Genomic DNA, 19,351 nt, shown 5'->3' on the forward strand with positions numbered 1-19,351 from the left:
TCCATGTCGCGCGGCTCGGGTACCGCACTTCCGCCGACTCTAGGAAGTCCGCGCCGCGTCGTCTTCTGCCTTGACACGGCTCATCGGACGTGCTTCGACGTGAGCCGGAACGCCCGCAGTCGCAGGCTGTTGCCGACGACGAGCCCGTGCGACCGCGTCACGGCCGCACCCGCGAGCATCGGGTTCAATCGAAGAGCATCGCCATGCCACAATGACGCCATGACCAAAGCCACGGCTGATCTCTACGACGAGTTCGGAGACGAACTCCAGTCCCTCCCGGTCCAGTTCCTCAGCTTCGGCAGGCGAACCGCTTTCGACGGCCCCATCCGCACGATCCGTTGCGTCGAGGACAACGCGCTCGTGAAGACGATACTCGCGACTCCGGGCGATGGTGCGGTGCTGGTCGTCGATGGCGGTGGTTCGCTGCAGACCGCGTTGATGGGCGACATGATCGCCGAGTCCGCCGTCGCGAACGGCTGGGCCGGTGTCGTCATCAACGGAGCGATCCGCGACAGCGTCGCGATCAACGGTCTGGATCTCGGGGTGAAGGCGCTCGGCACGAACCCCCGTAAGAGCGCCAAGCTCGGCGCCGGCGAGGTCGACGTCGACGTGTCGTTCGGGGGAGTGGTCTTCCACGTCGGTGCGCATCTCCACAGCGATGCGGACGGCATCCTCGTCGAGCGCTGAGCGCCCCCACCTCACCGGCCCGGGCCCGGGCGACCGGCCCCGGCCCGGGGGACCGAGGTTCAGGCCGCGGCGCGCAGACCCTCTACGAGCGGTGTCGTCGGGCGTCCGATGAGACGAGCGAGGGTGCCGTCCGTGTCGGCGAGCGCACCGCCGCGGATGCCCGCATCCAGAGCCGTCACGAAGCCGATGGTGCCCTCATCCAGCCCCGCAGCGGCGAGTGTCGCGGCGTGCTCTTCGGACGACAGCGCCTGGTACTCGACCGGGCGCCCGACGACCTCGGCGATCGTGGCGGCGAGCTCGTCGAAGTTCCAGGCGACGTCGCCGGCGAGCTCGTACACCTCGCCGATGTGGCCCTCTTCGAGGAGTACGACGGCCGCCGCATCCGCGTAGTCGCGTCGACTCGCCGATGCGACTCTGCCGTCTCCGACACTCGCGGCGAGCACGCCCGATGTCGCAGCCTGCGCCACGTTGCCGGCGTAGTTCTCTGTGTACCAGTTGTTGCGCAGGATGACGGCGGGGACGCCGGAGTCGGCGATCAGTTCCTCGGTCGCCTTGTGCTCCGGGGCGAGAACGAGGTCGCTCGTCGTCGCTTTGGGTGCGCTCGTGTAGACGAGTTTGGTGACGCCGGCGGCCTTCGCCGCGTCGATGACGGCCTTGTGCTGCGCGGTGCGCTTGCCGACCTCGGAGCCCGAGACGAGGAGCACGGAGTCGACGCCGTCGAGCGCGGCGCTGACGGATTCTGCATCGTCGTAGTCCAACGTCACGACGCGGATGCCGCGCTCGGCGAGATCCGCAGCCTTCGACAGGTCGCGTGCGCCGGCGACGAGCGTCTGCGGGTCGGCGCCGCGCGTGAGGAGGCTGTCGATGGTGAGGCGGCCGAGCTGTCCGGTGGCACCGGTGATGAGAATGGTCATGAGGTTCCTTTCGATGAACGGTCCTCGATGACAACCGGTCACGATCCACAGCATTCCGATCAGAGGGTACCCACTTTGAAGTAAGGTACCCACATGAACGTCAGTTTTGCGCAGATAAAGGAATCCATTCCGAACGTCTTCGAAGACGGCTGCAGCACGCGAGTGGTTCTCGACCACATCATGAGCAAATGGGGAGTGCTCGTGCTGTCCAGCCTGTCCGACGGCACCCGCCGCTGGGGAGAGCTGCGGCGCGAGGTCGACGGCATCAGCGAGAAGATGCTCGCCTCGACCCTGCGCACGCTCGCCGCCGACGGGCTCGTGCACCGCGAGTCGTTCCCTTCGGTGCCGCCGCACGTCGAGTACAGCCTGACTCCGCTCGGAGTCGATCTCATGGAGCGCATGCTCCCGCTGGTCGCCTGGGTCGCCGACAACTCAGACGGGATGCTGGGCCGCGAAGGCGCCTGAGCAGGCCCGGCGGGTCAACTGCGGATCAGATCGACGCCGGCCGCGGTCAGCTGACGCAGCGTCGCATCCGGCAGGAACGCCCTGGTCAGGCCGCTGCCGATTCGTGCGAGGTCGCCTTCGTCGCGGTAGAGCAGGTAGATCGGCTCGTAGCGAGGATTGAACTTCTTCTTGAACTGGTGCAGCGAGCGGAATCCGTACACCGGCTCCAGCATCCCGCCCATCCTCGACAGCAGTGATGCGATCGCGCCCTCGTCCACCGGTGACTCGTGCGCGAGCGGTGCGCCCGACAATGACAGGATCTCCGCGCCCTCCTCCGAGAACGCCTTCGCAGACGACCCGATCAGGAACTCCATCACCGCGCCGAAGCCGCCGTCGCGCCGTCGCATGAGGTCGAGCGTCCACCCGGTGATCCGTCCGCCCGCACCGTAGACGGGGAGCCAGCTGAGCAGGCCGTCGACGTCGCCCTCGGGCGAGATCGCCAGGGCCAGGCGTACCTCAGGATCCTCGGCTTCGTGCAGCGTGCCGAGCGTGAAGCGCATCTCGGGAAGGCCCTTGTCGCCGACCCATGATTCCGAGATCGCCCTGAGCTGCTGCCTGGTGCCCCAGCTCACCTCGGCGAGCGTGGTCAGACGGAACGTCATCTCCTCGCGCTCGGCTCGGCTGAATGACTGGCGCACGCGGGCCCACGCCTTGCCCTGGAAGGTGAGCCCCGCGAGGTCGATGATCGTGTCATCCGCGACGGTGAGCGCCTGCCAGCCTTCGGGAAGCTGCTCGCGCGTGCGTTCGGATGCGCTGAAGAAGCAGGGTGTGACGGCGTGCTCCTCGGCCGCGGCGATGAACTCCCGCACCGAATCCGCATGCCCTTCTGGCGGGCCGAGCGGGTCGGCGAGCGCGATGGCCGCTCCGGAGCGCAACTGGAACGGCACGATCCCGCCCGACGACGTGCGCAGGTACTCCATGTTGTCCCACGTGGTCATCCACGACAGCGTGCCGCCGCCGTCCTGCCGGATGATCTGCTTGACCTCGTCGACGCTCACCGGGGCTCCGCCGAGGCTGCGGGCGCGCCGCCATACGCGGAACGCGGCGCGAGTGACGATGAGGAAGATGAGATAGGCGAACCAGAGGAACCCGGCGGAGACCGTGACATCCAGGTCTCCCTGCATCGATTGCACCGAGCCGTCGTCGACCAACAGCAGCAGCACGCGCGCCAGGATCGCGAAGGCTCCGATCAGGATGTTGATCGCGGCGAGGATGATCGCGATGATCCAGGCCCAGCGGCGTCCGCGCCACAGACCCATCGCGATCAGGAGGATCACTGCGGTGTCGAACAGCACGTCCGGCAGCGCCGTCTCGAGCCAGAGATCGGTCTCCCCGAAGGGGCCGTTGGTCGGGACGAGCATCACGATCAGCTGGATGACGCCGAGTGCGACGACGATGCTCACGGCGAGCATCCGCTGTTCGTGGACTGTCGTGCGCTGCACCCGCAACGACCGGTCGACGGACAACACGAGAAGGATGGCCAGCGCGTGTTCCAAGTCGGCGAGGCTTCCGAGGTACAGCAGGCTGATCGCCGCGAACCCGAGCACGACGAACCACGCCCGCTGCCGCCATGGTGCGGCGAACAGCCCGATCGCTGCAGCGATGCAGGCCATGGTGCCGCCTGAGGCACCGACGTCGAGCGTCTGGGCGAGCTGCTGCGCCCACGGCCACGGCAGCGCGCGTCCGCCGGCGAGCAGCAGCGCTGATCCGAGGATCGCGAACAGCTGGCCGAACCAGTAGTACAGCAGCGCGACCCGCCAGCCGCGGCGATGCTCGAGGTACGCCATGCCCCAGAATCCGAGGATGGTGGGGATGTACACCCACGGCTGGATCACGAAGAATGTGCCGGTGATCGGCGTCCACCACCTGCCCTGCTCGAGGGCAGGCAGCCCGTAGGCCACCGCGTCGAACAGGGGAGTGCCGGCGAGCGGCCGCCAGAGTCCCTGACCGGCGACGCCGACGATGAGGATCACCGCCACGAAGATGAGAGTCGCCGGAATCCGACGGGCGAGGCCGAGGATCGCGGGAGATTTCGTCGGTGCCTCGGCGTTGCTCATGCTGCAAACGTATCGACGTCCCACGGCCCGGGGCAACGGTCGAGGCAAGAACAGCGGATGCCGGATCGGGTCGCGGAGAGCGAGAGCGTTGCTGGGTGCGAACTAGATCTCGGCGCGGATCAGTGGCAGCGGAAAGTGGGCTGCACGCATGGGGTCAAGGCGCGAATCAGTGATGCCGGCGGTGAACGGCTCGAGGTCGAAGCACTTGAACACTCCCTCGCGTCCGAACTTCGAGCTGTCGGCGACGAAGAACGCTTCGGAGGCGATCGACAGCATCGCTCGCTTCAGCTCGATCTCGTAACTGGACGTGTTGTAAAGCCCGTCCTCCATGACCGTGTCGGATCCGAAGATCGCGACGTTGACGCGTAGATTCTGCACCTGCTGCACCGAGGTCGGTCCCCACATCGAAATATCCGTCGGGAGCAGTTCTCCGCCGATGAATATCAGATGAGCGCTCTGGCGTTCGGCGATGACCATGCCGATCTTCAGGTCGTTCGTGACGATGGTGTTGCGAGCACTGGACAGGTTCTTCGCCACCTCCAGCGTCGTGGTCCCGCTGTCGAGCAACACCGTCTGACCGTCGAGGATGCGGTCGGCCATGGCCTTTCCTATCGCGACCTTCTCGCGTCGGTGCAGTGTGCCCTTCAGATCGTTGGGCGTCACGGTCTGGCGGACCGGCACAGCGCCGCCGTGCGTGCGCTGGACCAGATCACGATCCTCAAGGATCTGAAGGTCTCGACGGATCGTTGAGCTAGTGACGCCGAATGCGTCGGACATCGTGGTGACCGATTGGAAACCCTGCTCGACCAGTAATTCCACGATCCGAGCCTGACGCGACATTGCGAGGTCCTCTCCCTGCCTTTCGCACGAGTCTAGCGCGCGTACTGCGCGCTTGTGCCAGTACTCATGCGCGATATCGCGCACGAATTGCGCGATATCGATTGACGCGTGCGCGGGGCCGCGCTAAGTTCAAGAAAAACCCGAGAGCTCGGAACCTTGCACCACACAGACCCGAGCCGTCACGAAGGAGTGAGCATGAAGCGCAATCGTCCTGCATTCGCCCTACTCGCGGGAGCCGCTGTATTGGCGCTCGCAGGTTGCGGAACCACCGCTGGCACCGATTCGGGCGACGGAGGAACCTCTGATGGTGGCACCGCGGCCGAAGGCGCGTACGTCACTGTGGTCAAGGCCACGGGCATCGGGTGGTTCGACCGCATGGAGGTCGGCGTCGACGAGTGGGCCGAGGAGACCGGTGTCGATGCTCGTCAGGAGGGCCCGGCCGAGGCGACCAACGAAGGTCAGGTCGACATCATCCAGAACCTGATCGCTCAGGAGCCGGCTGCCATCACGGTCGTCCCCAACGACGTCGCAGGCGTTGCCAGCGTGCTGGCGGACGCCAAGGAGGCCGGCATCGTCGTCGTCGCGCATGAGGCTGCCGGGATCGAGAACGTCGACATCGACATCGAGGGCTTCGAGAACCGTGCCTATGGCGCCCAGATCATGGACAACCTCGCCGAGTGCATGTCCGAGGAAGGCGGCTACGTGCAGTTCGTCGGCCGCTTGACCAACGGTTCGCACAGTGAGTGGGTCGACGGCGCGCTGGAGAACCAGACGACCAACTTCGCCGACATGAAGCGTCTCGAGGACCCCATCGAGTCCGAGGAGAACGAGGAGGTCGCCTACAACAAGGCCAAGGAGCTGCTCGCCAAGTACCCGGACATCAAGGGCTTCCAGGGCTCGGCCGGCACTGACGTCGTCGGCATCGCCCGCGCTGTCGAAGAAGCCGGCAAGGCCGACAGCGTCTGCGTCATGGGAACTTCGATTCCGTCAGTGGCCAGCAGCTACTTCGAATCCGGTGCGATCGACAAGATCTTCTTCTGGGATCCGGCCATGGCTGGAAAGGCGCAGCTGGCGATCGCTCAGATCCTCGTCGAGGGCGGGACCATCGAGGAAGGCACTGACCTCGGCGTTCCCGGATACGAGTCGCTCGTCAAGCTCGAAGGCTATGACAACGTGTTCGCCGGCGATGCCGGCCTGGCTGTCGACTCGTCCAACGTGGACGAGTACGACTTCTGATCCGGAGGATCCCGATCACTGCGCGGGGGTGTGCTGACTGCACGCTCCCGCGCAGCGCCACGAAGGAGCAATTGATCTCATGACATCCTCCGAACCAGTGCTGCAGGTTCGCAACATCATCAAGACCTACGGTGGCGTCCGCGCGCTCGACGGCGTCTCGCTGTCGCTCGTGTCCGGCGAAGTCCACTGCCTCGCCGGTGAGAACGGCAGCGGCAAGTCCACTCTCATCAAGATCATCAGCGGTGTCGAGCGCCCGGATTCCGGAGAGATCGTCATCGATGGCGAGTCCCACCCGCACACGACGCCGAGCAGCGCGATCCGTGCCGGCATCCAGGTGATCTACCAGGACTTCTCGCTCTTCCCCAATCTGACGGCGGCCGAGAACATCGCCATGCTGAGTGAATTGGCCGACCGGCGCAAGATCTCGTCGCGCAAGCGCATCCGTGCCGCGGCTGAGGCGATCGTCACCGACCTGGGGCTGCGCATCGACCTCGACGCCGACGTCGCAGATCTGTCCGTCGCCGACCGGCAGCTGATCGCGATCTGCCGCGCGCTGGTCGGTGAGGCTCGCGTGCTGATCATGGATGAGCCGACCACGGCCCTCACCCACTCGGAGGTTCAGCGACTCTTCACGATCGTCAGGCGTTTGCAGGAGCGCGGCGTGGCCGTCGTGTTCGTGAGCCACAAGCTCGATGAAGTGCTCGCCATCTCTCAGCACGTCACCGTCGTGCGCAACGGCGCTGTGGTGGAATCCGGCGCAGCCGTCGATTTCACCGCGCGTTCCATCGCGAAGGCGATGACCGGACGCGAGGTCAGCGAAGAGCGTCTCGTGGATGATCTCGCTCCAGACCGGAAGCCGCTGCTCGTGGTCGAGGGTCTCGGACGGGAGGGGGCATTCAGCGACGCGAGCTTCAGTCTCGCCTCCGGCGAGATCCTGGGCATCACAGGTCTGCTCGGATCTGGGCGCAGCGAGATCGCTGAAGCTCTGTTCGGCGTCGCCCCGGCCGACACGGGCACCATCGTCATCAACGGACGCGAGGGGCGCATCCGCTCGATTGCGGATGCCGTGAAGGCGGGCATCGGGTATGTCCCGGAGGATCGCCTCACGCAGGGCCTGTTTCTGGAGAAGTCGATCGCCGACAACATGGTGGCCTCGTCGCTCGACAAGTACCGCAGCAGAGCGCTGGTGCTCGATCGCAGGCGCATCGCACGCTCCATGGCCGACCTGTTCGCTCGTCTGCGGATCAAGGCTCCCAATGTCCAGGCGCCGGTGCGAAGTCTCTCTGGAGGAAACGCGCAACGCGTCGTGATCGCGAAATGGCTCGATCGCAAGCCGTCGGTTCTGATGCTGAACGGTCCCACCGTCGGGGTCGACATCGGCTCCAAGGAAGAGATCTTCGCGATTCTTCGCGAACAGGCGGCCGAGGGGATGGGAATCATCGTGATCTCGGATGACATCCCCGAGCTGGTCACGAGCTGCCACCGTGTGCTGATCGTTCGCGCCGGTCGCATCGTTGCAGAGATCGCCGGCGACGAGATCGACGTCGACAACATTCAGATGAGGATGACCGCCTGATGCAGATATTGCGACGCCTGCGCGGCGCGAACAACGAGGGCGTGCTCCTCGCCGTGATCATCGTGGTGATCGTGCTCATGTCGATCGCCAGCCCGGCGTTCTTCACCCCGGGCACGTTCTTCAGCCTCGCGCGCAGCTCCCTGGTTCCCCTGGTGTTCGCGCTGGGAGTTCTGCTGATCATGATCTCGGGCGGTATCGACGTCTCCTTCCCCGCGATCGCCATCTTCGCGGCCTATACGACCGTCGCGTGGTCTTCCGAGGCCAGCTTCGACCCCTCCATCGTCGGCGTCTTCGCCATCGCCATCGTGATCGGAGCGCTCTGGGGCCTGCTCAACGGCGTGGTGATCGCGCGGTTCCGGCTGCCGACGCTGATCGTGACACTGGGTACCCAGGGCATCATCAAGGGCATTCTGCTGACGTACATCGGATCCACCTACATCTCGGCCGCAAAACTGCCCGACAGTGTCGCCGAGGCGGGAGATACGCATCTCCTCGACGTTCCGGGGGCCGGCTACCTGCACGGGATGCTCGTTCCCGTCGTCATGATCGTCGTCGTGATCTGGTGGATGCTGAAGTACACGACGTTCGGCCGAAGCATCTTCGCGATCGGCGGAGACGCTGAGGCGGCGCGACGCGTCGGCATCAAGGTCGTTCGCACTCAGGTCATCCTGTACGTGCTCGTGGGTGCGCTCGCGGCGTTCGGAGGCGTGATCTTCGTGATCCTCGGCAAGAACGCCAACCCGCAGACATTGGTGGGCACGGAACTGGACATCATCGCGGCCGTGGTCCTCGGTGGCGCGTCGATCTTCGGCGGTCGTGGATCGGTGTTCGGCACGGTGCTGGGCGTCGTACTGGTTCAGCTCATCAACAACAACCTGGTGCTGATCGGTGTGCCGAGCACCTGGCAGCGTGCCGCAGTCGGCATGCTGCTGATCGTCGGCGTCTCGATCCAGGCACTGGCGGCGATGCGATCCAGGCGGCAACCCGTCCTGGTCGAGGAGGAGGTGAGCAAGGCATGAGCGGCAACGACCTGAACGGCCTGCGTGACGCCAATCAGAAACTCGATGCCGGCTTCGCCGGCATCGTCTCCCGAATCCAGGTGCCGCGCGGCGCCGGTCGCATGGTGCTGCTTCTGGTGATCACGTTCGCGTTCTTCGCGATCATGAATCCGCGGGTGTTCCTCAACCCGGTGAACCTTCAGAACATCGGGGTCGCGGCTCCCGAGATCGGCCTGATCGGCCTGGCCATGATGCTCGCCATGCTCACTGGCGGGATCGATCTGTCGATCGTGGCGATCGCGAACGTGTCCGCGATCACGGTGTCATCGCTGTACACGGCGATCTCGGTCGGCGCTGGTGCACAGACGGCAGAGTCGCTTTCGGGGCTCATCATCCTCGCCGGCGTGGTGATGGGAGCGCTTCTCGGCGCGGTGAACGGCGTGCTGATCAGCGTGGTCGGAATCACGCCGATCCTGACCACACTCGGCACCATGCAGTTGTTCAACGGGCTTGCGCTGGTGTGGACGGGCGGACTGACTATCTCGGGAGCGCCTTCGGCGCTGCAGATGGTCGGCAAGGCGACGGTCATCGGGATCCCCGTGCTGTTCCTGATCCTGCTGATCGTCGCGGTGCTGCTGGCCATCGTGGTCGATCGGACTCCGATCGGACGGAAGATTCAGTTGCAAGGCGCCAACCCGGTCGCCGCGCGATACTCCGGCATCAGCGCGCGCCGCACGTTGATGCTCACGTACATCATCAGCGGGCTGCTCGGGGGGATCGCCGGATTGGTCTTCCTCTCGCGGAACCCGTCGGCCAGCGCCGACTACGGCTCGAGCTATGTGCTGCTGGCCATCGTCATCGCGGTTCTGGGCGGGACCAACCCGAACGGCGGTTTCGCCACAGTGACCGGCGTCGTGCTGGCGACTCTCACCCTGCAGGTCGTCTCCAGCGGGTTCACGGCCCTGCGACTGTCGGCATACGAGTACGCCATCGCTCAAGGCGTGCTGCTGATCGCGGTGATGGTCTTCGACCAGCTCAGATTCCGTCGCCGACGGCGGGCCTCGCCAGGGTCGTCCAGCGAGACGGTGGCGATCGCCACCGCGAAACGAGGAAAGGACGGCACACGGCCGTGAAGAAGATCATCAATGCACCGGAGTCGTTCGTCGACGAGTTCGTCGAAGGAATCCTCCTCGCACACCCCGACCTCGTGAAGACGCCCGGTGACGATCTGCGAGTGCTTGCACGTGCGGATGCCCCGCGCCAGGGGCACGTCGGAATCGTGACCGGCGGCGGCTCCGGCCATCTGCCTCTCTTCAAGGGGTACGTCGGGACCGGACTCTGCTCAGCCGTCGCCATCGGAAACGTCTTCAGCTCGCCGAGCTCGGATCAGATCTTCGAAGCCACGAAGGCAGTCGACGGTGGCGCCGGAGTTCTGTACTTGTACGGCAACTACGGCGGCGACGTGCTCAACTTCGATCTGGCGGCCGATCTCGCCGAGCTCGAGGACATCTCGACGCGCACGGTCCTCGGTCGTGATGACGTGGCCAGCCAGCCCAGGGAGCGCAAGCTCGACAGGCGTGGCGTGGCGGGAATCATCTTCGCCTACAAGGCAGCGGGCGCCGCCGCCGAGCGTGGCGATTCCCTCGACGAGGTCGCAGCGATCACCGAGGACGTCATCGAGCACACCGCGACCATGGGGATCGGACTCGCGCCCACGATCCTTCCGACCACCGGCCGGCCGAGTTTCGAACTCGAAGAGGGTGAGATGGAGATCGGTATCGGCATCCATGGGGAACCCGGCAGCCGTCGCGGGCCGCTTGAGACCGCGGATGAGATAGCAGATCACGTGGTCGAGGCGCTCGTCGCCGACCTCGATCTGAAGTCCGGCGCTCGCGTGGCTGTCATGGTCAACGGTCTCGGAGCGACTCCGCTGGAAGAGCTCTACGTGCTGTACCGCCGAACCCACCAGATCCTCGCGGAGTCCGGCATCGAGATCGCCAAGAACTACGTCGGCGAGTACGCGACGAGCCTCGAGATGGCCGGCGCCTCGATCTCGCTGCTCGAACTGAACGATGAGCGACTTGCGCTGCTCGAAGCGCCCGCGAAGTCGCCGTTCTTCCAGGAGGGTTGAACATGGAAGCCGAACAACTGAACGACCGCATCCGCGGCAGCCTCGCGGTGCTGATCGACTCGGCGGACGAGTTGCGAGATCTGGACCAGGCCCTGGGCGATGGCGATCTCGGCATCACGATCTCGGCGGGCTCTGCCGCAGTGATCGCCGCACTGGAACAGCTCCCAGCCGAAGCGACTCCTGTCGATATCGCGAGGGCGAGCGCAAAGGCCTTCGCCAATGCGAACCCATCGACCATGGCCGCATTGGTGGCCGGTGCGCTGCTTGCCGGATCACGAGTGTGGGCAGACGTCGCGGATGTGACGATCGCCGACGCGCAGGCCTTCGCCGCAGCCGCCGCGACCAGCATCGCTCAGCGCGGCAAGACGCAGATCGGCGACAAGACGATCCTCGACGGCCTCGCAGCGGTCGCGGACGCCCTCGTCGATCAGACCGATGCCGACGAGGCGCTGGATGCTGCGATCACCGCCGCCGCAGCAGCGGTGGAGAACACCAAGCACCTCCAGTCGCGCCGCGGACGCGCTTCGTGGCTGCAGGAGCGCAGCATCGGCATGGCAGATCCTGGTGCCACGGCACTGCAGCGGTTCGTCGAGTCGTGGAAGATCGCTGGCGTCGACGTGAAATAGGCGCTGTCAGTATCCGTTGTCGACGTTCGTCGGCCGAGATGAGGGCCGAGGCGATGACCGCTTCGGCCCTCATCTCGTTCCGCATCAGAGGGTGTTCCTGAAGTCCTTCACGGCGCTCATGAGCTCCTGGACACGCTCGACCTTGGCGCGGTTCTCGAACTTGCCGTCCTCCTTGAAGAACGTGCCCATGACGGCGCCGTCGGCGACGGAGAGCTGCTCGGCGACGTTCGACGGGCGCACTCCGGTGTTCACGAACACGGGAGTGTCACCGGCGACATCCTTGACGACGCGCAGCGCCTGCGTGTCGGTCGGGGCTCCTGCGGTCAGACCCGAGACGCACAGCGCGTCAGGGGATGCGACGAACACGGTGCTCTGCGCGATGGAGCGCAGATCACGTTCGGCGAGGTACGCCGCCGATTCCGGAACGATGTTGAACAGCATCTTCACGTCTCCCGCGCCGATTCGCTGACGGTAGCGCGCGATCTCGCCGACGTTGGTGTTCCACAGTCCGAAGTCGGAGGCATAGACCCCGGTGAAGATCTCGCGCACCCACTGTGCGCCGGTCGCCAGGGCGAGATCGATCGATGCCTGGCCGTCCCACAGGACGTTCACCCCGTATGGGGTCGAAAGCTCGGGGAGCAGCTCGCCGATGATGCGCGCCATCGAGATCGCAGTGATCGGCTCGGTCTTGGTGAGGTAGGGAAGGCTGAACTCGTTGGAGATCATGATGCCGTCGACGCCGCCGGTCTGGAGCGCCTCGAGTTCTTCCCGCGCACGGTCGACGATGGCGCGGATGCCGGCTTTCGAGTCGTACCCCGGGTCGCCCGGCAGCGCTTCGAGGTGCAGCATGGCGATGATCGGCTTGGGGGCGGTGAAGACATCATCGAGCCAGGTGGTCATGAGTGTTCCTTCTTCGTTGGAGTGGTGGGTGGAGAGCAGGAGATCGGATGCGCCATCATCACGTGGTCGTGACGGCGCCTCCGGGCGCCGCCGTCACGCTGACGACGGAGACGCCGGCGGCGGTGGCCGCGCTGAGCGCGGGGGAGTCGGATGCCGCATCCGTCACGATCAGCTCGGCAGCAGACAGCGGGGCGATGCTGCTGAGCTGAGCGCGTCCGATCTTCGATTGGTCAGCGAGCACGATCAATCTGTCTGACGCCTCGATCGCTGCGCGCTTCACCGCGCTCTCATCTCGGTGATAGTCCGTGAATCCTCGACGAGGGTGGATCCCCGCGACCCCCATGATGAAGGTGTCGCAGTTGTAGCGGCGAAAACTCTCGACCGCTTCAGCACCGATCAGGCTGAGTTCCCCGGGCCGCAACAGCCCTCCGGTGAGGAGGATCGTCGTATCGGGTTCGGATCGGAGCTCGGTCGCGACGAGCAGGCTCGGCGTCACGATGGTGAGCCCCAGTTCCCGTCCGCGCACTGCGCGTGCCACGGCCAGGGCGCTGCTTCCGCTGTCGAGGACGACGGTCTCATGCGGGGAGAGCTGGGCGACCGCGTATTCGGCGATGTGCTGCTTGCTCGCGACATCGAGATGCGAGCGGGCTTCGAAGGTCGGCTCAGAGATCTTGCTGAGGGCGATCGCGCCGCCGATCACCTTGCGAACGAGCCCTTCGGCTTCGAGCAGATCGATATCGCGTCGTACGGTCATCTCGGAGACGCCGAACTCGGCGGCCAGGACGCTGAACTCGATCTCGCCGTCGGCGAGGAGCCGCTCACGGATCTGCTGAGTTCGGCTGTTACCAGGTTTGACCACGTGGCATCCTCCTCGATCCGTTGAGTGTGAATATCTCACACGATTCAACAGTCTTGCACGCAATGCTCCCTCGCGTCCAGTCTTCGGCGTGGCGGTGATCGATGACCTGAGAGGAGGTGCTTCCTCTCGTTCACAGCGAACTGGGACCGTTCCTTGTGCTCGTCGGGCAACGACGTATGATGAGATTGGCTAACAGCGGTCACGCATCGTTCGCGTGAATATCTAACAGAGGGTGGGGAGTCAGCATGGCAACGAGCACTCCGACACTGCAGGAGCTCCGCACGCTTGCGACCACCGCCGCGCAGCTTGGCGGTGAGGCGCTGACGCACGCATCTGTTCCGCGAACCGCCATCGCGAAGGAGATCCCCGGCGACGTGGTGACCGAAGTGGACCGCGCTGTCGAACTGCGCATCCGTGAGCACCTCTCCGCTGCCCGCCCGGATGACCGCATCGTCGGTGAGGAACTGCCGGATTCGGGAACCGGCAGTACCGGGCTCGAGTGGTTCATCGATCCCATCGACGGCACCAGCAACTTCGTCCACGGTCTGTCGCTGCACTGCACGTCGGTGGCGGTATACGACTCCACTAGCGAGAAATGGCTCGCCGGGGCGATCCATTTGTCTGCGAGCGCCACCACATATGCGGCGGCTGTCGGCGCCGGCGCACAGAAACTCTTCGCAGACGGGACGGCGGTCGAGCTGACAGCGACCCCCGCACCCGGGGCGCCGCGATTGCTCGGAGTCGGGCTGTCGTACGACCCCGAGGCGCGGATCCGCCAACTCGATGACATCCGCGAGCGCATGCGCGACTACGATGACATGCGCAGCCTGGGAACGGCGGCATACGCACTGTGCCTCGTCGCGGAGGGGGTCTTCGCCTCATTCGTCGAGACGGACCTGTTCGTGTACGACTGGGCCGCAGGCGCGCTGATCGCAGAGGAAGCCGGTGCGGAGGTCGCACGGCCCGAGGGCCTGGGGCGCGGCGCGATCATCGCGCACGGTCGGCCACCGCGCGCCATGACGGACGGAGGAAGTGCGTGAATTCCGAAGCGGCTGAAGACTCGGCATCCGCCGTCGTCATGGGCGTCGACATCGGCACATATGAGGCGAAGGGTGTCCTGGTGGCAGCTGACGGCCGCATCGTCGCTCAGCACCGCAGGCCGCATTCGGTGCTGACTCCAGGTCAGGGGCGGGTCGAACACGATCCGCGCAGCGTGTGGTGGGACGGTTTCGTCGAGATCGCCCGAGCGCTGCTCTCGAGCTCTGGCGTCGACGCGGCAGCCGTCCGCGCCGTCGCCGTCAGCGGCATCGGTCCTTGCGTGCTTCCGATCGATGCGGCGGGGGAGCCGTTGCGCAACGCCATGCTGTATGCCGTCGACTCGAGGGCGCAGGATCAGATCGACCAGTTGAATCGCTCGTTCGGGCGGGAGGAGATCCTCGCGCGCTCAGGCACACCGCTCAGCTCGCAGTCGGCCGGACCGAAGATCCTCTGGATCGAGCAGAACGAGCCGGAGATCTTCGCGCGTGCACATCGCTTCGTCACCTGCCAGACATTCGTGGTCGGTCGGCTGACGGGGCAGTGGCGTGTGGATCACGCCACTGCCGCGTACTTCCACCCGTTCTACGATCGTCGCGTCATGACGTGGAACCTTGACGGTGCGCCGACGATGCTGCGGCGAGAGCAGCTGCCCGAGCCCGCATGGTCCAGCGAGATCGCAGGCCGCATCCATTCCGATGCCGCGGCGGCGACCGGGTTGGCGATCGGAACACCGGTGCTGGTCGGCGCGCCGGATGCGGTCGCCGAAGCGTTCAGCGCGGGAGTCGCCGAACCGGGCGACATGATGATCATGTACGGGTCGTCGCACTTCATCATCGAGGTGCTCGACCACGCGCACAGCTCGAACACTCTCTGGCCTGCGCCGTTCCTCTTCCCTGGAAGTCATCTGGTGGCGGCGAGCCTCCCCACTGCCGGCAGCTTCACCCGGTGGTTCGCGAACCTGCTCGACCCGCACTCCGGCGGCAGCGATGAGCTCTACTCCGCACTCACCGTCGCGGCGGAATCATCTCCTCAGGGTGCCCGCGGCCTGGTTGCCCTGCCATACCTTAGCGGCGACCCGCAGGCCAGGGGCGGCTTCATCGGTCTGACGATGCAGCACACGAGGGGCGACATGGCGCGCGCCGTCGTCGAGTCGATCGCCCAGGGCGTGAGCCGGGTGCTGCGCAGGTTCGGTGATGACGGCCTCGAACCACGGCGCGTGCGCGCTGTCGGCGGTGGCACGAAGAACGCCGTCTGGCTGCAGGCGGTCAGCGACGTCTCCGGACTCACGCAGGAAGCCGTGCCCGGGCTCGGCGCCTCTTTCGGGGACGCGATGCTCGCGGCGATGGCCGTGGGCATCCTCGATGACGTCCAGAGCATCTCCGCTTGGGTGAGCGTGCAGCGGACGGTGGCCCCGCGCGCGGAGTTCGCCGATCTCTACGCCCGCCAGGCCGCGGCCTTCGAGCTTCTCGACACCGCGACGCGCGAGATCGTCTCCGTGTTGTCCGATCCCCGCACAGCCGACGAAACGGAGACCCAGAAATGACCGACGCTTCATCAGACCCTCGCTGGGCCGATCTGGGCGAGCACCTCGCCGAGCGTCTGGCAGTCGCTTCGGGGGATCGCGTGAGCATCTTCGTCAACGACGACTCGGCGCTGCCGGCGGCGCATGCGCTGATCCGAGTGGCGATGCGCCGCGGTGCGATGGTGCAGACCGTGTACCAGCCGGAGCTGGCCGATATCGAGGAACTCGCCCACTCCGCACTCGAGCAGATCGCGGAGCCGCCGGCCGTGGAAGCCGCGGCGATGAAGTGGTCGACCGTGCACGTCTCGTTCCGCTCCATGCTGTGGCCAGAGCCGTCGAAAGCGGCACGACCCGCAGACTTCCCGGAGCGCCTGGCCGCGCAACGGCGGGCTAAGGGCGCGATCTCGACGCTGCGCTGGCAGAACACACGATGGGCGATCGTGCGCATACCCACCCCGGCCTGGGCGGAGCAGATCGGAGTGGCGCCCACGGCGCTGCTCGATGATTTCTTCGCCGGAGCTCTGGACGATTGGGATGCAGCCAAGACCCGCTGGCAATCGGTGTGCGATGCGATCGACGCCGGCACCACTGTCACCATCACGTCGACCGACACCGAACTGCGCCTGGGGATCGAAGGGCGCACGGCGGCCCTGTTCGCTGGAGAAGCCAATCTTCCGGACGGTGAGGTCGCCACGGCACCCGTCGACGACCAGGTGGATGGTCACATCACCTTTCCCGGGGCCACTGTCTTCGCCGGCGAGGTGTTCGAGAACCTGTACCTGCGATTCGAGGCGGGACGCGTGGTCGAGGTGCGCGCGGATCGAGGCGCCGAGGTCGCTCGCGCTCTCATCGACACCGACGAGGGATCTCACCGCGTCGGAGAGCTGGGCATCGGGTTGAGCAGCACTGTTCAGCAATGGACGGGGGATCTGTTCATCGACGAGAAGATCCTCGGCACCGTGCACATCGCCATGGGGCGCGCGTACCCGCAGTGCGGCGGTATCAACGAGTCGACGCTGCACTGGGACATCGTCAAGGATCTTCGCGTCGATGCGGTCGGCGGACCAGGGACACTGGCGATCGACGGCCGCCCGATCGTCGATGCAGGACGCGTCGTCTGGCCGGGGCTGGCAGGTTAGCGCTCGCTACGCCGTCGCGAGGATCCCCGCGGTCACTCGCGCGCAGAAGTACAGGCTCTCCACCGGCACGCACTCATCCGCGGAATGGAACTGTCCATAGACGTCGAAGTCGTCGGGAACGCGAAGCGGCACGAAGCCGTAGCCGTTCACGCCGAGACGCGCGAAGTGCTTGTTGTCTGTGGATGCCGGCAGCAGATAGGGCACCACGACCCCATCGGGGTCTTCCGCTGTCAGAGCAGCGGAGATCACTTCGACGAACGGGCCGTCGACGGGAGACGCGACCGGTTTCATGGACCGAAGACGTTCCACTTCGACGGTCTCGCCGGCGAGACGCTCGACCTCGGCGAGCAGGTCGTCCTCGCCGTCGGGCAGCGCCCTGTAGTCGACGAGCGCCTCTGCGCTTCCGGGGATGATGTTGCTCTTGTCTCCGGCGCGCAGCACCGTCGGCGCTGCCGTGTTCCGCGCTGCCGCAGCGATCACCCGCCCGACGAATCCGAGATCCTCCAGTTCGGCATCCAGATTCTCGTCTGTGAACGTCACGCCCCGCGCCTCGCCGAACACGGCGAGAAACCGCGACAGTGCCGGCGTGCGCACGACGGGGAAGCGGTGCGCGCCGATCCGGGCGACGGCTCCGGCGAGCTGAGGCACGGGATCGCTCGGCAGCGGTCTGGACGCATGCCCCGCCTCGCCGCGCGCGATCAGGCGCAATCCGCCGACGCCCTTCTCCGCCGTCGCGAACAGGTAGGCGCGGCGATCATCGACGAGCGGCACGGAGAATCCGCCGACCTCGCTGATCGCCTCGGTCGCGCCCGTGAAGAGGTCCGGTCTGTTGTCGACCAGCCACGACGCGCCCCATACTCCGCCGCTCTCCTCGTCGGCGAGGAACGCGAAGATCAGATCGCGCCGGTGGCGGATGCCGGAACGTGCGAAGTGCCGCGCCACCGCCAGGATCACGCCAGCGAAGTTCTTCATGTCGACGGCACCGCGGCCGTAGAGAAGTCCGTCCTCGATCTCCGCGCTGAACGGCGGATGGGTCCAAGCATCTGCGTTCACCGGTACCACATCGAGGTGGGCGTGCACGATCAGCGCGCCGGCATCCGGATCCGTCCCGCGAAGGCGGGCGATCACGCTCCCGCGCCCCGGAACGGGTTCGACGAAAGAGGTCTCGATCCCCGCTTCCTCCAGGCTGGCCTGCACGAACCGCGCAGCACGCGTCTCGCCGTCGCCGATCGTCGAGAGGTCGCCGGTGTTGATGCTGTCTATACGGATGAGGTCGCGCACGAAACCGAGCGCTTCCTCCTCCAGCCGGCTCAGGGTCACGTGCCCAGCGTATGGGGCGGACCGGGCGCGTTACGCGCCATTACCGTCCGAATCGGAGATGCGCTGAGCGCGTGATTCACTCTCTCTCGTGAACAACTCCCGTGCGAAGAACAAGATCCTTTCCGCCATCGGCGTGCTGGCAGCCGGCGCGCTGACCCTGTCGATGGCAGCGTGCGCGGGAAGCGAAGAGCCTGCCGACACCGGCGCAGATGAGACGAAGATCGTGCTCGGTGCGGATGACGGTACCGAAGAGCACTGGACGATCCTCAAGGACAAGCTTGCAGAAGAGGGCATCGAGCTCGAGGTGCGCACCATCACCGACGCCGTGCAGCTGAACCAGGGCGTTCAGGACGGCGAGCTGGATGTGAACCTGTTCCAGCACCTGATCTTCCTCTCCGACTTCAACGTCAACAGCGGCGGCACGCTCGTGCCGGTCGGTGCGACCGCCGTGTATCCGCTGGCGCTGTACTCCGAGCAGTACAAGAGCGTCGAGGAGATCCCCGAGGGCGCGACCGTCGCGCTGCCGAACAACCCCACCAACCTGGCCCGTGCCCTGCTGAACCTGCAGCGCGCAGGGCTGCTCGAGCTCGAGGACGGCGGTGATGCCTTCTCGACCGAGGCAGACATCACCTCCAAGAAGATCGAGATCCTGCCCGTCGATTCGAACCAGACGGTCACCGCTCTCAAGGACGGCAGCGCCCAGGCCGCCATCGTCAACAACACCCAGGCCCAGAAGGGCGGGCTCGGCGACGACCTGATCATCTTCAAGGAAGACCTCGACAACCCCGAGCTCGCGCCGTACATCAACGCCTTCGTCGTGAAGGAAGAGAACAAGGACGACCCGCGCTGGGAGAAGCTCATCGAGGCGTACCACTCGCCCGAGGTCGAAGAAGCCGTCACCGAACTGAACCAGGGCAACCTGCAGTTCAAGGGCGACTGGACCGCAGCCGACCTGCAGAAAGAGCTCACCGGCCTCGAAGACAAGTTGCGCGCGGCGAAGTAAC

At 65.9% G+C, this 19,351-nt stretch carries 19 protein-coding genes; 12 read left to right on the top strand and 7 right to left on the bottom strand.

Going from position 1 to position 19,351, the window contains the following annotated elements:
• Positions 1–80 precede the first annotated feature (80 nt).
• On the bottom strand, positions 81–233 hold the full coding sequence (locus QFZ46_RS13530) for a hypothetical protein (protein WP_307362344.1): 153 nt from the start codon (positions 231–233) through the stop codon (positions 81–83).
• Here QFZ46_RS13530 and rraA point away from each other — a divergent pair.
• Positions 220–687: a ribonuclease E activity regulator RraA gene (rraA, locus tag QFZ46_RS13535; protein ID WP_307362346.1), complete on the top strand. Its 468-nt coding sequence runs from the start codon at positions 220–222 to the stop codon at positions 685–687. The genes QFZ46_RS13530 and rraA overlap by 14 nt on opposite strands.
• A 59-nt stretch (positions 688–746) precedes the next feature.
• Here rraA and QFZ46_RS13540 read toward each other — a convergent pair whose 3' ends face one another.
• The gene (locus QFZ46_RS13540) at positions 747–1,601 is read right to left on the bottom strand and encodes an SDR family oxidoreductase (RefSeq protein ID WP_307362348.1); all 855 of its coding nucleotides are present in this window, start codon (positions 1,599–1,601) and stop codon (positions 747–749) included.
• Positions 1,602–1,694: 93 nt separating this feature from the next.
• On the opposite strand from QFZ46_RS13540, the gene QFZ46_RS13545 reads away from it, so the two are divergent.
• Positions 1,695–2,066, top strand: a complete 372-nt coding sequence (locus tag QFZ46_RS13545; protein ID WP_307362349.1) for a winged helix-turn-helix transcriptional regulator — start codon at positions 1,695–1,697, stop codon at positions 2,064–2,066.
• Between the two features lie 14 nt (positions 2,067–2,080).
• On the opposite strand, the gene QFZ46_RS13550 is transcribed toward QFZ46_RS13545, so the two are convergent.
• Complete coding sequence (locus QFZ46_RS13550) at positions 2,081–4,162, bottom strand: DUF2156 domain-containing protein (RefSeq protein WP_307362350.1); 2,082 nt, start codon at positions 4,160–4,162, stop codon at positions 2,081–2,083.
• A gap of 102 nt (positions 4,163–4,264) precedes the next feature.
• A complete protein-coding gene (locus QFZ46_RS13555) occupies positions 4,265–5,002 on the bottom strand; it encodes a DeoR/GlpR family DNA-binding transcription regulator (RefSeq protein WP_307362352.1) in 738 nt (245 codons plus the stop codon).
• 195 nt (positions 5,003–5,197) lie between these two features.
• Between QFZ46_RS13555 and QFZ46_RS13560 the strand changes: the two genes are divergently transcribed.
• The 6 genes from QFZ46_RS13560 (at position 5,198) to QFZ46_RS13585 (ending at position 11,569) form a co-directional block, all read left to right on the top strand.
• Positions 5,198–6,238 (top strand): substrate-binding domain-containing protein, encoded by a 1,041-nt coding sequence (locus tag QFZ46_RS13560; RefSeq protein WP_307362354.1) that lies wholly within the window; start codon positions 5,198–5,200, stop codon positions 6,236–6,238.
• Positions 6,239–6,317: 79 nt separating this feature from the next.
• A complete protein-coding gene (locus QFZ46_RS13565; protein WP_307362356.1) occupies positions 6,318–7,814 on the top strand; it encodes a sugar ABC transporter ATP-binding protein in 1,497 nt (498 codons plus the stop codon).
• Positions 7,814–8,833 carry an ABC transporter permease gene (locus QFZ46_RS13570; protein WP_307362358.1) on the top strand — a complete coding sequence of 340 codons (1,020 nt, stop codon included), beginning with the start codon at positions 7,814–7,816 and terminating at the stop codon, positions 8,831–8,833. The genes QFZ46_RS13565 and QFZ46_RS13570 overlap by 1 nt, the downstream gene beginning before the upstream one ends.
• Positions 8,830–9,945 carry an ABC transporter permease gene (locus QFZ46_RS13575; protein WP_307362360.1) on the top strand — a complete coding sequence of 372 codons (1,116 nt, stop codon included), beginning with the start codon at positions 8,830–8,832 and terminating at the stop codon, positions 9,943–9,945. The genes QFZ46_RS13570 and QFZ46_RS13575 overlap by 4 nt, the downstream gene beginning before the upstream one ends.
• The gene (locus QFZ46_RS13580) at positions 9,942–10,943 is read left to right on the top strand and encodes a dihydroxyacetone kinase subunit DhaK (RefSeq protein WP_307362362.1); all 1,002 of its coding nucleotides are present in this window, start codon (positions 9,942–9,944) and stop codon (positions 10,941–10,943) included. Before QFZ46_RS13575 ends, QFZ46_RS13580 begins: the two co-directional genes overlap by 4 nt.
• Before the next feature lie 2 nt (positions 10,944–10,945).
• Positions 10,946–11,569, top strand: a complete 624-nt coding sequence (locus tag QFZ46_RS13585; protein WP_307362364.1) for a DAK2 domain-containing protein — start codon at positions 10,946–10,948, stop codon at positions 11,567–11,569.
• A gap of 84 nt (positions 11,570–11,653) precedes the next feature.
• Here the strand turns inward: QFZ46_RS13585 and QFZ46_RS13590 are convergent, their stop codons facing one another.
• Positions 11,654–12,469: a BtpA/SgcQ family protein gene (locus QFZ46_RS13590; RefSeq protein WP_307362367.1), complete on the bottom strand. Its 816-nt coding sequence runs from the start codon at positions 12,467–12,469 to the stop codon at positions 11,654–11,656.
• Between the two features lie 58 nt (positions 12,470–12,527).
• Positions 12,528–13,328, bottom strand: coding sequence for a DeoR/GlpR family DNA-binding transcription regulator (locus QFZ46_RS13595; RefSeq protein ID WP_307362368.1), 801 nt, complete (start codon positions 13,326–13,328; stop codon positions 12,528–12,530).
• A gap of 245 nt (positions 13,329–13,573) precedes the next feature.
• On the opposite strand from QFZ46_RS13595, the gene QFZ46_RS13600 reads away from it, so the two are divergent.
• Genes QFZ46_RS13600 through QFZ46_RS13610 form a run of 3 tightly spaced genes read left to right on the top strand, consistent with a single transcriptional unit; the run spans position 13,574 to position 17,027 of the window.
• A complete protein-coding gene (locus QFZ46_RS13600; protein WP_307362370.1) occupies positions 13,574–14,368 on the top strand; it encodes an inositol monophosphatase family protein in 795 nt (264 codons plus the stop codon).
• Positions 14,365–15,909 (top strand): FGGY-family carbohydrate kinase, encoded by a 1,545-nt coding sequence (locus tag QFZ46_RS13605; protein ID WP_307362373.1) that lies wholly within the window; start codon positions 14,365–14,367, stop codon positions 15,907–15,909. Before QFZ46_RS13600 ends, QFZ46_RS13605 begins: the two co-directional genes overlap by 4 nt.
• A complete protein-coding gene (locus QFZ46_RS13610) occupies positions 15,906–17,027 on the top strand; it encodes an aminopeptidase (RefSeq protein ID WP_307362376.1) in 1,122 nt (373 codons plus the stop codon). Before QFZ46_RS13605 ends, QFZ46_RS13610 begins: the two co-directional genes overlap by 4 nt.
• 6 nt (positions 17,028–17,033) lie before the next feature.
• On the opposite strand, the gene QFZ46_RS13615 is transcribed toward QFZ46_RS13610, so the two are convergent.
• Positions 17,034–18,347, bottom strand: coding sequence for a M20/M25/M40 family metallo-hydrolase (locus QFZ46_RS13615; RefSeq protein WP_307362378.1), 1,314 nt, complete (start codon positions 18,345–18,347; stop codon positions 17,034–17,036).
• An 88-nt stretch (positions 18,348–18,435) separates the two neighbouring features.
• Here QFZ46_RS13615 and QFZ46_RS13620 point away from each other — a divergent pair, with 88 nt between their 5' ends.
• On the top strand, positions 18,436–19,350 hold the full coding sequence (locus tag QFZ46_RS13620; RefSeq protein WP_307362381.1) for a MetQ/NlpA family ABC transporter substrate-binding protein: 915 nt from the start codon (positions 18,436–18,438) through the stop codon (positions 19,348–19,350).
• Position 19,351 lies beyond the last annotated feature (1 nt).

Origin of the sequence: Microbacterium murale (assembly GCF_030815955.1) — a bacterium.
GTDB lineage: Bacteria > Actinomycetota > Actinomycetes > Actinomycetales > Microbacteriaceae > Microbacterium > Microbacterium murale_A.

Bases quoted from the DNA above. Each gene is read 5' to 3' on its own strand.
- QFZ46_RS13600 (WP_307362370.1), top strand. From the start codon at position 13,574: ATGGCAACGAGCACTCCGACACTGCAGGAGCTCCGCACGCTTGCGACC.
- QFZ46_RS13590 (WP_307362367.1), bottom strand. From the start codon at position 12,469: ATGACCACCTGGCTCGATGATGTCTTCACCGCCCCCAAGCCGATCATC.
- QFZ46_RS13610 (WP_307362376.1), top strand. From the start codon at position 15,906: ATGACCGACGCTTCATCAGACCCTCGCTGGGCCGATCTGGGCGAGCAC.
- QFZ46_RS13540 (WP_307362348.1), bottom strand. From the start codon at position 1,601: ATGACCATTCTCATCACCGGTGCCACCGGACAGCTCGGCCGCCTCACC.
- QFZ46_RS13575 (WP_307362360.1), top strand. From the start codon at position 8,830: ATGAGCGGCAACGACCTGAACGGCCTGCGTGACGCCAATCAGAAACTC.
- QFZ46_RS13555 (WP_307362352.1), bottom strand. From the start codon at position 5,002: ATGTCGCGTCAGGCTCGGATCGTGGAATTACTGGTCGAGCAGGGTTTC.
- QFZ46_RS13560 (WP_307362354.1), top strand. From the start codon at position 5,198: ATGAAGCGCAATCGTCCTGCATTCGCCCTACTCGCGGGAGCCGCTGTA.
- QFZ46_RS13585 (WP_307362364.1), top strand. From the start codon at position 10,946: ATGGAAGCCGAACAACTGAACGACCGCATCCGCGGCAGCCTCGCGGTG.
- QFZ46_RS13570 (WP_307362358.1), top strand. From the start codon at position 7,814: ATGCAGATATTGCGACGCCTGCGCGGCGCGAACAACGAGGGCGTGCTC.
- QFZ46_RS13565 (WP_307362356.1), top strand. From the start codon at position 6,318: ATGACATCCTCCGAACCAGTGCTGCAGGTTCGCAACATCATCAAGACC.
- QFZ46_RS13550 (WP_307362350.1), bottom strand. From the start codon at position 4,162: ATGAGCAACGCCGAGGCACCGACGAAATCTCCCGCGATCCTCGGCCTC.
- QFZ46_RS13545 (WP_307362349.1), top strand. From the start codon at position 1,695: ATGAACGTCAGTTTTGCGCAGATAAAGGAATCCATTCCGAACGTCTTC.
- rraA (WP_307362346.1), top strand. From the start codon at position 220: ATGACCAAAGCCACGGCTGATCTCTACGACGAGTTCGGAGACGAACTC.